The sequence below is a fragment of the Amazonocrinis nigriterrae CENA67 genome (assembly GCF_016056305.1).
In the GTDB taxonomy this organism is placed as follows: domain Bacteria; phylum Cyanobacteriota; class Cyanobacteriia; order Cyanobacteriales; family Nostocaceae; genus Amazonocrinis; species Amazonocrinis nigriterrae.
The window spans coordinates 1-12,379 of sequence record NZ_JAECZC010000064.1 but is presented as its reverse complement, the minus strand read 5'-3'; the positions used below and the strand labels follow the sequence as shown (position 1 = coordinate 12,379).

The 12,379-nt window shown below is 35.2% G+C and carries 9 protein-coding genes; 6 read left to right on the top strand and 3 right to left on the bottom strand.

Translation table 11 applies throughout. The features are described from left to right. Positions 1-49: 49 nt before the first annotated feature. The gene (locus tag I8748_RS25740; RefSeq protein ID WP_198127366.1) at positions 50-880 is read right to left on the bottom strand and encodes a squalene/phytoene synthase family protein; all 831 of its coding nucleotides are present in this window, start codon (positions 878-880) and stop codon (positions 50-52) included. A 951-nt stretch (positions 881-1,831) separates the two neighbouring features. Here I8748_RS25740 and I8748_RS25735 point away from each other — a divergent pair. From I8748_RS25735 to I8748_RS25715, 5 genes are all read left to right on the top strand, one after another. Continuing rightward, positions 1,832-2,077, top strand: a complete 246-nt coding sequence (locus I8748_RS25735; protein WP_198127365.1) for a hypothetical protein — start codon at positions 1,832-1,834, stop codon at positions 2,075-2,077. A 323-nt stretch (positions 2,078-2,400) separates the two neighbouring features. Further along, complete coding sequence (locus tag I8748_RS25730) at positions 2,401-2,859, top strand: hypothetical protein (protein ID WP_198127364.1); 459 nt, start codon at positions 2,401-2,403, stop codon at positions 2,857-2,859. Continuing rightward, positions 2,843-4,057 carry an Nramp family divalent metal transporter gene (locus tag I8748_RS25725; RefSeq protein ID WP_198127363.1) on the top strand — a complete coding sequence of 405 codons (1,215 nt, stop codon included), beginning with the start codon at positions 2,843-2,845 and terminating at the stop codon, positions 4,055-4,057. Before I8748_RS25730 ends, I8748_RS25725 begins: the two co-directional genes overlap by 17 nt. Positions 4,058-4,146: 89 nt before the next feature. Next, positions 4,147-4,506, top strand: coding sequence for a hypothetical protein (locus tag I8748_RS25720; RefSeq protein WP_198127362.1), 360 nt, complete (start codon positions 4,147-4,149; stop codon positions 4,504-4,506). Then, on the top strand, positions 4,506-4,826 hold the full coding sequence (locus I8748_RS25715) for a hypothetical protein (RefSeq protein WP_198127361.1): 321 nt from the start codon (positions 4,506-4,508) through the stop codon (positions 4,824-4,826). The genes I8748_RS25720 and I8748_RS25715 overlap by 1 nt, the downstream gene beginning before the upstream one ends. A 65-nt stretch (positions 4,827-4,891) precedes the next feature. On the opposite strand, the gene I8748_RS25710 is transcribed toward I8748_RS25715, so the two are convergent. Together I8748_RS25710 and I8748_RS25705 are read right to left on the bottom strand one after the other, a co-directional pair. Then, positions 4,892-7,210 (bottom strand): hypothetical protein, encoded by a 2,319-nt coding sequence (locus tag I8748_RS25710; RefSeq protein WP_198127360.1) that lies wholly within the window; start codon positions 7,208-7,210, stop codon positions 4,892-4,894. 1 nt (position 7,211) lies between these two features. Further along, positions 7,212-11,150: a hypothetical protein gene (locus I8748_RS25705; protein WP_198127359.1), complete on the bottom strand. Its 3,939-nt coding sequence runs from the start codon at positions 11,148-11,150 to the stop codon at positions 7,212-7,214. Between the two features lie 368 nt (positions 11,151-11,518). On the opposite strand from I8748_RS25705, the gene I8748_RS25700 reads away from it, so the two are divergent. After that, positions 11,519-12,379 (top strand): RnfABCDGE type electron transport complex subunit D (locus I8748_RS25700; protein WP_198127358.1); only part of this gene is annotated, 861 nt, incomplete at its 3' end.

Genomic DNA, 12,379 nt, shown 5'->3' with positions numbered 1-12,379 from the left:
CCCTCATCCCCCCCTACTCCCTACTCCCCACTCCCCACTCCCTAAATCATTAGCTGGCTTTGGCGTTGATACTGATAAACTGTTGGATCAGTGCAATTACTTCATTGCGGCTAAGTTTTTCTCTACCATTAGCCAGAGCGTCAAGAGTACCATGAGCCAAGGTTAACGGAATGCGGCAAAAGTCTAAAGCAGGGCCAGCAGGAAGAGATTTTGTATAAGCATCTGCTAGCAGTAAATTACGATGTGCATACTCATGTAGATTTGCTACACTCCATCCTTCAGGAAAGAAGTCTACCCCACGTCCCAAATCTTCAATGTGGTTACGCAGGATGTTAACCGCTTGTAGACCACGGCCAAATCCAATTGCTTGAGTGCGGTTAGTCTGCGTTCCGTCGTACCAAGTCCATAAATCCGAGAGTAATAAACCAACTGCACCTGCAACTCCAAAGGTATAACGATCTAAATCTGACTCTGTATCAATTTTCCAGTTTCTTTCTGCCCAGTAAGCCATACGTTCTGCCATCGCAGCAGTAGCATCCCAAATCCGAGGTGCGATCGCCTCAGGTGCTAGTATCGACCATTCTCTCACCCTCACGGTGACTTCTTCTAAGGAATTCTCGTAGCCGCTAAAGCCTGCCGAGAAAGCATCGACTGGAAACCCATCAACGCCTGCCTGTAATGTCAAGCTAATCATTCGTAACAGTTTTGCCTTAGTGGGATTATCCAGTTCTGGATGATCTTCAATTTCATCAATGGCACGCATACACAGGTATGCAGAAGCTACTGCTTCTTGCAATCCTGGCGGCAATATACTAATTGGAATATAAAAAGTTCGGCTTGTTGCTTTGAGGATTTGCAATGCATCGCTACGTAAATCCATGTCTCCACTCCCCTCTTTTTTCTGACACCACATGCAGTTTGCAGTTTTCTGATAATACTGGATCTAGTTGTTACTAAACCTAAAGAACTTTGGATATCCAAGTATTTCATCTAAAAATTGATGGTTTATAGTATCATAATTGACAAAAACCTCAAATTGAGCAAAGCAAAATCTAGTATATAAGACTTTAGTTACACGAATTTGTTGCGTCTGGGCTGACATACACATCAGCAATTTTTAGTGTAAATATAAACAATTATGCTATAATAATAGTGCCAAAATTTAACAAGTAATAACTCAAACTTTTTCAGTAGCCAAAACTTATATTTATATAGTTAAAGCTACCGCAGGCATGAGTTTGTCTCTTAGGATGTTTAAAAAGTCCTTTTGAATAATTAAATCCTGGCTTTGGGAGAGTAAGAAATGGTAAGAAGCTACTGGGTTGGGTAGGTTCCTCGACAGTCGCTGAAGTGGCGTTGGGGAGTAAAGTAAAACGAAAAATCTGATATTCTCAGCTTTGTTTGAGTGTGATTTTACCCAGATTTTGCCTAAAATCAAAATTATTGATACTTTTGAAACAACCTCTGAGGAGCCAGGTAAAGCTTCTGTATATTTAACAACAATTTTCAAAGCTGAATTAGCATACCAGCAACTTTCAATACTTGTAGATGTCTAAAGTAGTTTCTCGGTGAATACGATTTGGCTATAGTTGATATTTACAAGAGCTACCATAGAAATTCTAAATCATTTTTGAAAATCGCTCGTTCTTACAGCCCCGCACCTAGCGTAAAGCGTCGCCTTTTGCGGAGTGGCTCTGCTTTTTGCCAATTGCAATCTCAAGACTGCTCTTCGACGCTAGTCGCGACACCCTCGAATCCTTCCGCTCTCCTGCATTCCGTACCCCTATACTAGCGTGTACACATAAGTCAAGAAAGCCTTACTACAAAAGATTTGAGTCTGGTAGGGGAGCCACTGCGCTATCGCGCTTCGCCGACAGCCGCAGAAGTGCCGACGCATTGTAGCAAGTGGCGTTATGCTATGGACGAAGCCAAGACTTATGCACTGCCAGAGATTTGTGGTGTCGTACTCTCTCCAATAACACACCCTTGTATTTTAGAAGGAGAAGGTAAGGCGGTTCGATTAAAAACTATTTTTGACAAATCACATAGGATTATAGAACTTTGGGGAAAAGATTAAGTATATGCTTTCCCCTTTTTATTGCTAACATAATAATTCTGTCTAATTTCATTCAAAGTAAAACCTAATTCCTATATATTTAATTAACATTCAACTAAGTTTGTACTGCAAACTGATGGTTATCGTAGAGTTAAAGAGCGCATTGGCTCTTCCACAAGAATTGTATTTTTACTTAACAAGTAACCTCTAATAAGCTTCTTTTGAAGATTAAAAATTATTAATTGAAATAAATTTTGGATAAAATCTTTCGTTAGAGAGATATACATATTTACCAAAGTAATGGCAAAAATAAAAATATAGTGTCTGCTATGGGGTGTCTAGAAATGCCAGGGTTTGGTAAATTTATATTCAAAATAAATTATTTATTAATTTTAATATTGTTAACTTCTTGCAATACCAAGACAACAGCAGATGAGATAAGTAAAGAAATACAAAATGTATTTTCATGGGCAGAAACAGCCAATATGGTTGGTGATGCATGGGTACGCGGTGATGTGCCAAGTAAATATGCTAAACAGACATTGAAAAAAGCTCATGATGAACTGCAAAAAGAAACAAAAAAGATAGAACAAATTCAGATATTTCCAGATTCAATTCAGACTGATAAATCAGTAGTGATTGCTGGTATTATACAGTTAGCAAGTAAAACAGAAGAAATGTCAAGAGCAATTGCACAAAAAAATCGTTCGGCGGTGCGTCAACAACTTAGAGAGTTAGCAGCACAAGAGCGATCGCTAAATATATTCAGAACAAAACAGCAAACCCATGAAAAAAATCTTTGAAATTGCCCTTGGTATTGTTACTAGTATTGGCGGCTTTCTTGATGTAGGTGCGATCGCTACTGCTGCTGAGGCTGGTTCTACCTTTGGTTTCCAACTCATTTGGGCGATCGTCCTAGGAACAATTTGTGTAATTGCTTTAGTGGAAATGTCTGGACGCTTAGCAGCTGTAAGCAAACATACATTAGCAGCTGCGGTGCGAGAACGATTCGGGTTTAACTTTTATATTATTCCACTACTTGCAGAAATTGCCGTCGATTATCTCGTTTTAGCAGCTGAAATTGGAGGTGTTTGTATTGCCCTGCAACTGTTAACAGGTATTAGTTTTCAGTGGTATGCTTTACCTGTTGCTTTTGCCATTTGGATACTACTTTGGAAAGGAACATTTGGCATCATTGAAAATGGTATCTCTGTATTGGGATTAATCACACTAGTATTTGTTGTTGCTACCTTTAAACTGCATCCATCACTAACACAAATTGGTACTGGTTTGTTACCTACTCTCCCTAAAGAAGATACAACACATTATTTATTTCTAGGAGTTGGTATTCTGGGAGCATTGATTAGTCCCTATCTCTTTTATTTCTACTCATCTGGTGCAGTAGAAGATAAATGGGATGAAGGCTATATTGGGGTAAATCGTGCCGTCGCTAGTTTGGGAATGGGCTTTGGTAGTATCGTCTCGTTAGGAGTGCTAATTGTGTCAGCATTGGTACTTAAACCTCAAGGTATCCAGGTAGATAGCTACGAACAAGCAGCATTAATGTTGACAAAACCTTTTGGTTACTGGGGCTTTGTACTATTTGCTGCATCGTTAGGTATTGCTTGCTTTGGTGCAGCACTGGAAGTAAGTCTCGATACTGCCTATATTGTGGCTCAGGCTTTTGGTTGGAATTGGGGCGAAAATCTGAAACCAAAAGATGCCGCACGCTTTAGTTTAGTTTACACCGTGTTTGTCTTTCTTTCCTCATTACTAATAGTATTTGGTGTAGACCCTTTGCAATTGACATTGTTTTCAATGGCGATTACAGCAGTGATTTTGCCGCCTGTAGTTGTGCCATTTTTAGTTTTAATGAACGATAAATTATATGTTGGTAAGTATACTAACGGTTGGATAAGTAATAGTATTGTAATATTTACTATTGTGCTGGCTTTTGTGTTGGCAATTATTGCTATTCCTCTGGAGATTATTGCAGGGTGAATTGATTTTGGATTTTGGATTTTGGATTTTGGATTTAATTTGTTGGCGAGTTTAATCTATTAACGAAAAAGTAAGAAAAAGTTATAAAAATGGACATGATGAGAGATGTTCTTGATAACCAATTAGTTGACCGCAATCAGCGCAAAATGGGTAAAGTCGATGGCATTGTGATGGAGTTACGCAATGGGGAACCACCACGACTTGCTTATATTGAAGTGGGAATGACAACCCTTGCTAAACGACTAAATCCACGTTGGGCAAACTGGGTTGCAGCAATATTAAGTAAATGGGGTGCGAAACAAAGTCAACCGTTGAGAATTTCCTGGTCGAAAGTACGGGATGTGGGTATTGATGTAGAAGTCGATGTTGACGCTGAAGCAACATCAGCCTTGGCTTACGAAAAATGGCTGCGCGATCGCATTATCACAAAAATACCCGGAGGGAGATAATGACAACTCGTGAGGTTCATTTAGAACTACTGCTAGGTAAATCAGTATTAGACTTAACAGGTAAAGCGATCGGACGCATTGAGGAAGTTAGAGCCGAACAGCAAGGTAGAGAATGGATAGTTACAGAATACCTGATCGGCTATGCTGCTACGTTAGAAAGACTATCCGCTTGGACAATTGGGTTAAAAATTTTACATTTACTCGGAGCGTATAAAATCCACGGTAGTTATAGAGTACCTTGGGACAAGCTAGATTTGACAGACCCAGACAAGCCACGTTTGCTTTGTAGTTTAAACGATTTGAAGTTATTGGAGCCATAAAAGTTAGTTGTTAGTTGTTAGTTGTCAGGAGGCAAGATTATTATTTTAGTCCTTAAGCCTGTTTTTCAATTTTCAATTAAGACCTTTGCCACTTTTTGAAGCAAGGATGATTGGCTATTATCACTAATCTTTAAAACATTTTGAGTTAGTGTACTGAAATGTAAAGCTGTGATGGGATGCTCGATAATTTCAAATGTCAAGATAGAATGGTCTGAATATTTCTTTCCAATCAAATGATAAACTCTAAATCCTCTCTTAATAGAAGCCTCAATACTTTTTGCAGGTGGAATATAATATTGAATAAATGTTTCTTTCTGTAAGTCCAAACATATCATATTTTGGATTCTGTTAATGGGTTTAATATCAACATTATAATACGACACTACAGGTAATAATCTGCTACTATTGTCTCCTAGAATTTGTCGGTTAATTATTAGTGTTTCATTTCCCATGTCTTCAATAATACCATTCCGTCCAATTAAAATTGGTGTATACATATCATCTGTATAACAACTAATATATAACTGCTCCGATTCATCTACAAAATATTGTTGGTCATCAATTAATTTTTCTGGCTTATTTTTTTGCCTTCTTAAAAATCGAAATTTATTTTCGATTTCTTTCATGTCACGCATTATATTTTTGATATATATGTAACCATCTTTATATAAGAATTCTACTGCTACTGCTTTAGCTTCTTTTTTTCGGGGGCTACGCACATATATAGTAAAAAATTGTTTTTCAGTAAATGATTGAGGAATAATTGGCAAGCCAAAACCAGGATTTTCAAGACTTTGCCTGATCCAGTTTTTAATTCCTAGTTCAATCAAAACTTTCTGAAATTCTGGTGAAATCTTTATCTTGTAATTCTCACAGAATTTTTTCCACTTTTCACTATCTTCTTGTCCTCTTAAATAGTAAGATATATAACCCTCTACGTCTAAGTATTCCCCACCCGTAAAATCTTGTGTATCCAAGCGCAGAATATCTTGATCAATTTTTTTGATATCTGTATTGATAACTAATACTGATGAAGCAGACTTTCCATCTCCGATAGCCCTAAATTCTGATACATTTATCCCCTGTGTGCTAAAAAACTCTCCTGTCTTTAAATAGTTAAATCTTCTCTTTAACTGTGAATATAAATCAACTTTATCTTTATTATCTATTTTGGTTGACGGATACCAGAAACCATCATTTCTCTGGTAAGCCATTGAACCTGCTTCTTCTTCCAAAACTTTATTGATAACTAAATAGTTTTTCTCTTTATCCAATTTAATATCTGACCAGGGAACAACTTCAGTAATTCTCCAGCAAGTATCATCTTCACCTTCAATTTCTATTTTTTCATAAGTGCTAACGGTTTTTCCATAATTATAGAATGTGAGAATTGATACCCCTTGATGTTTCAAGAAATTTTTCAGGAATTTTTGATCACTTTCATTAAAATCATTTCCAGTATTATTAATAATCTCTAATGATTCTACAGACTCTATGTTTTTGATGAAAGGGTTTTCTAAGTAATGATCAGCCTGAAAATGAAGGGGTTTAAAGAGAATACCACACTTAGTTAAAAAAGCCTCAAGCTGTGTCATAAGGTTTTGATAATGATAAAGCTGAGTCTTTTGGAATTTTTCATAATTTTTGTGATCTTTATCAAATTGCATAAAATTAATATCATTTTTTCGACGAGCATCAAGGTCACGTTCAAAGTAGTATTCCTTATCTTTATAAACTACCACCTCTCCTAAACTGTCAGTATCTACGGTACTGTACTGATCTTTTGGAAAGAATAGTCGGCTTTTTCGGGATAGAGTTAATGATAGTACATTATGTTTATTGTATTTGATTAATAAATTCTGACCCCACACCCGAAGAGCATCTTTCGATTTGGTGAGCTTTTGAGAATGTACTAAGAGCAATTCTTCAAAACCATTCACTGTTTCAAGCGATAAGCTTTGAGAAAGAATATAAAATTTAAAAACTAAATTAAAAATTCTTTCTTTATTGTCCTTAAAAAACTGTTTCCATCCAGAATGGTTTTTATTGTTAGATATAAAGAGAACATGGGTTTGACCATTAGCATAACAAAGGAAGTAATAAATGTCTGAATATTTCTGTGTTTCTCCAGATGCAGAAAGTCGTTCTTGAATCTGAGTTTTAATAAATTTATGCCGTTTCTTATAAAAATTGGCTTGTGAATCCTCATCTTCATTATCTTTGTCTTGAGCAGGCTGATATTGAAGAGAAAAATGCCCAATTCCTTTGTTCTCATTAAAAAGATATCGAAAAAGTTTTTCAGCAACTTCTTCCGGAGTGTCTAATATCTGTAGCTGATTTGTTCGTGATTGAACTGATAATTCTTTAGTTATTTTATCTTTCATTTTATTTCACCTTTTGGAATAAAAAATCTCTCAATATCTTTGATTCAACTGGAGAATTATGTTCATCAAAATAAATCAAATTTCCAGAACATAGTGTAGCTGAGTGTTGCTGATTTTTTTCTTGAGATGCGTGCAAATTTAGAAGTAAGCCTCTTACATTACTAAATTCTGGATAATCTACAATAATGGCATTCAGCTTGTTTTGGGTTTTTTCTAATGTCTGTTTTGAAAGGCGATTTCCTGAAGCTACACTCCATGCTTTAACATCAATACAAAATAACGTATTCTCCTTAATATAATACAAATCAAACCGCTCATATAGTTTGTTATATTTTTTGAAATCTAGCAATCGTTCAAAGCCATAAAAGTTTTTTATAACTTTCCAATCTTTACCTTTAAAAATTTCATCTTCAATCCAACGTTCTGTAAAATTTTCAGTTAGTGATGGATACAAGACATCGTAAAAGAAATGCGGACGGGGAATATAAGTATTGAAAATATCAGGTTGTGGAATCAAATCGTTGTATAGTTTGTAAATTGAATCAGTCGAAGAATTTAATGAGCTAATTTCATTACCTTCCAAGTCATAGCCTCGAACATTTGTTTTTAAATATTCAGGATATAATCGCTTCTCGTAGAGATAGATTTTTTCACCATTGATGCTATCGCTGATAATTTGAAACTTCTTACCGTATTCTTCAGATGAAGCTAAGTATGGCGTAAATTCAGGCTGTTGTGATTTATGGTAGAATAATGACTCAATAAATTCATCTGGAAATAGCCCTGAGTCTCGTAACTTTTTGAGATAGCTGTCTGGCTCTTTAAAAACAATTGGATCGCGTAATGCATCCCATGCTTTTGTAATGTCAAAGGTATTTTGATTGTGGTGAAATTTCTCAATTTCATCTAACATTTTTTCTCTAAACTCTTGGAAAGCCATAAAAGCATCATTTTCATCATAGACATGCTCTTCATAATCAGTAATACCCCGTTTCTTCTCTTCTTCTTGAACACTCAAGTAAACTTTGTGGTTATTAACGGAAAATTTACGAATTTCGTTTGGCTCTTCTCGCTCTAAATATCTGTAAAAATTTACTAGATTTTTTCGGGTTTCTTCATTAATGAAAATTTTTACAACTTGGTTTGGGAAATCACGTCTCTCAGATCTACCAATAGCTTGCAAAATTTGTTTACCTAATAAAATTTGGTGTTGCTGATCTTGAAACACTCCAGCTTCCGGTTGACTCAGGTACTTGTTAAAATCTTTGATTTCAAGATTAGAGTCACCCAAATGTACAATACTTTTCATTAAAGCGAAATGATAACGTGTAGTAGATTTTTCAGAATTTACTGATTTTTTAAGTGATGGTTTCATTACTGTATAGTAACTGTCCATTAACAAAGCCAAAGAGTCAAAATCCTTTTCATCACCGTTGGGGTTTTTGATAATAGGATTTAATCCTTTTGCAGCTGACTGATAAGCCGATATAAAGAAAATTTTCTGATCTTTTTCTTCAACAAGCTCATCCAGATATGTTTTTTGGGTTGTTTTATCGTAGTAATTTTTATTAAAGGATGCTTCATATAAAATGAGTTTAATACGAATATTACTATGATATTTTTTATGGTTCATCTTGACATAATATATATTTGAATGATCCGATGATGCCTCAAATACAAAATTAGCATGATGAAGCGCTTTCCAATAATCGAGCAATTTTTTAATCCAGCGTAGAGTTTGAGTAAAAGCTATTGTTTCTTGAATTGAGTCATCTTCAAAAAGATAAAACAATAAACGAGTAAAATTGTTTAATTCCTGTATTTTGTAATTACTTAGCCAATTATCGTCACTGCCTATAAATTCTTTTAAAATCTTTTTTTCAAATTGTTGTACAACTTCTTGAGTTTTGTAGTTTGCGAAAGAGGATAAATTTGTGTTGAAAAAATTTACTGTAATCTGTCGTTTAGCTTCACGCTCATTTCTAATTTCTTCACAAAGTAAAACTTCTTCCTCAATCATTCTTTTAAAAGAACTTTGACCAGATTCATCACGCAAATTATCTTCTAAATAACGCATGTCATAACTTGTACTTAAATCACCAAATATTCCCCCTGTTGCTGAAATAATAAAAATCACATTACTATTATTCACTAGCATGGATTTTATTTTGTATTCAGGTGAAGTCAATATAGCAGTGCTACCAATAGAAACTTCTCTAAGTAGGTGATCAATAAGGTTATTTTTAGAATCTTGATAACGAGAAATTTCTTTGATATTTATGATAGACTTATAGCTTTCATAGACATAAGTACGATTTAAGTACTTGAGTGGTTGATTTTGCGCTATGATTTCTTCACTTGCCTTTTGAACTCTAGCTATCTGTTTTGACCATATATCTAAAGAACGAGATTGAGAATCTTCAGCATCTAGAACATTAGCTAGAAAATCTTCAATGTTTTTAATTTGTGGTCTAACAGCTAGAATGGCATAAATTAATTCTGCTACAGAGGTGTTATCTGAAACTTCTTCCTTAGTTATCTGAACATGGCCACCAGAAGCTTTGGCTAAAAATAATTTTTTTAGAGGTTCAATATTGTAGATATATAGGTTATTGTATGAAAAAATGTTCATTAACTCATCACTAATTTGGTTGTAAAGCGTCTGAGGGATTAATAAACTTCTATTATTCTCGAATTTTGAAAAAACTCTGGACAAAATTTCAAAATTCAATAAAATAGGATTTTCTTCATCATAAATATCGAAAATATTAATAATTTCCTCTATTGATTCACCAAGACCTTTTTTAATCGCTACTACCTTTTCTAAAAAATTAATAGAATTTCCTTCTTCATAGGTCAGTCTTCGATATATAGGGGCAAATTGTTGCAGTTCTTCTTCAATAGCTTTGTTTTTTTCAAAATGTTCTTGAAATTCGTACAAAACTCCCTTATTTTTTTCAATAAAATTCAGAAATTTTCTGTTTTCATCACTTTGAATAGAAAAAAGAATAGAAAATTCTCTATTAATAGATGACAGTGCATTATTAATTGCCAGCTTTTGAGGTGAGATGATATCAATCTTCTCATCTAGTATAATTTCATAGCCATCTTCTTGCTCATCAAAGGCAAGGATAAACCTTTTGGAGTCGTTTGTCTCTTGAATAACGTATTTATCAAGATAGCTACTTTTCTTTACCCATTTTTTACTATTATGGATAAAGTAAGGAATACGTGTTTCAAATTTATCATAGGTGAGCATCACAATACCAGATTTATCTTGCAGGAGATAAAGTGGGAAGAATATTTTTATCAACTTTAAACATTCAATTGGCCAACTTTCTTGAGCAAGTTTACAATTAATGATAAATTCTAAAAAACTTTCAACTAAGTTATTCAATTCTCGTATTGCTTTTGTAGTCTCAGAACTATTAAATTCCTCGTTTCCAAAGTCTGTTTTTTGAATAAACTCTAGGCGACTAATGACATTTTTTACTTTGTCTAGTTTTTGTTGATTTTCTTGAATTTTTTCATGAGTATATGCTTTTGATATATTCTTCCAAAAACTTTTATTTTTGAGAATTGAAGGTATCCATTGTTTATAGAATTTGATATTTTCCTCCGTCGTTTTCATTTCTAATGAATTCAGTTTATAGACGGGAATATCTGGATATTGGCTTTCAAGTGAACTTGGAACAGATAAATGTTCTCTTAACGGGGCAATATATATGCCAATTATTTGCTGATCTGGATGTTCTTCAATAGTTTGATATATTGCTTGAAACAATTGGTGAGTCTTTCCTGACCCTGTACCATAATTGATGAGTTTGAGTTGGGGACGATTTTCTCGAAAACTATCTTCAATTGCTGTAAGGTAAGAATTAAGAATTTCAGAACGAGCAGATTCTAACTGCTGACTAAGAGAGTCTTTTGGCTTTTGCATAATATGCCATCACTTGATTTAGAGTAATACATAAGACCTGAGCTTGTTTGACTGATAAATCTTTAGCTCAAGGCAGTTGATACCGCTGTTATTAGGACAAATTAGACTTGCGCCGACTATATATGCAATTTTTTTAAATGGTAAAAAAATACCATAAATTCTCTGTTGATTTACTCAATTATTCATAAATATATAAAAATTTACAGAAGTCAGTGATGAGTTGTCAGGAGTCAAGAATTATTTCCTTCATCTCCTCACTCTCCTCTGCTAACCAATTTTGTAACAAAATCTGTAACAACGATGTGATTTAAGCTTGTACTCGTTTAGATTGATGAAAAATCTACGGGTAATCCCTGAATGAAAGGGTAATGTTGCTTAAAGATATACGAGATTATCAAATTCTGTTTTTGGGCTTATTTCTGGTCTTGGGAATTGCAACAAGGGACTGGACGCTACGACCAGAGTTGATTGGAGTAGCGATCGCCACTTGTCTAGCAACACAATGGATACTGTCATTTGTCATTAGTCATTGGTCATTAGTTAATGCTCAAGAACAAAAAACAAATGATACAGCATATATAAGGAATCTTCGTAGTGCTTTGATTACTTCATTGGGACTCAGCTTGCTTTTGCGAGCTGACCACTGGCTGACAATGGCTTTAGCAGCGACAAGTGCGATCGCTAGTAAATTCCTTTTCCAAGTCGGTAAAAAGCATTTTTTCAATCCTGCCAATTTTGGCATTATTTGTGCCTTATTGCTAGCGCCCGATGCTTGGGTTTCCCCAGGACAATGGGGCGAACAATGGTGGTATGGGCTGTTATTTGCTGGCACTGGCGGCATGATTTTGCAACGCATTGGTCGCTGGGATACCACAGCAGCTTTTTTGGGTGCGTATTCGTTGCTAGAAGCAATTCGTAATCTGTGGCTGGGTTGGACTTGGGATGTTTACTGGCATCGGTTGATGAGCGGTTCTTTGCTGCTGTTTGCCTTATTCATGATCACCGATCCCCGGTCAATTCCCAACGCTCGAATTGCGCGTGTAATTTGGGCAGTGTGCATCGCCATTTTGACTTTTATTCTGAGGAATTATTTCTTTATTTCCACCGCAGTTTTCTGGGCATTGTTTACCCTTGCGCCATTAACCATCCTGTTAGATGTTCTCTGGTCAGCCGAGCGATTTTCTTGGTTAGGGGATGGCGTGGGGAGATGGGGGGATGAGGGGGATGAG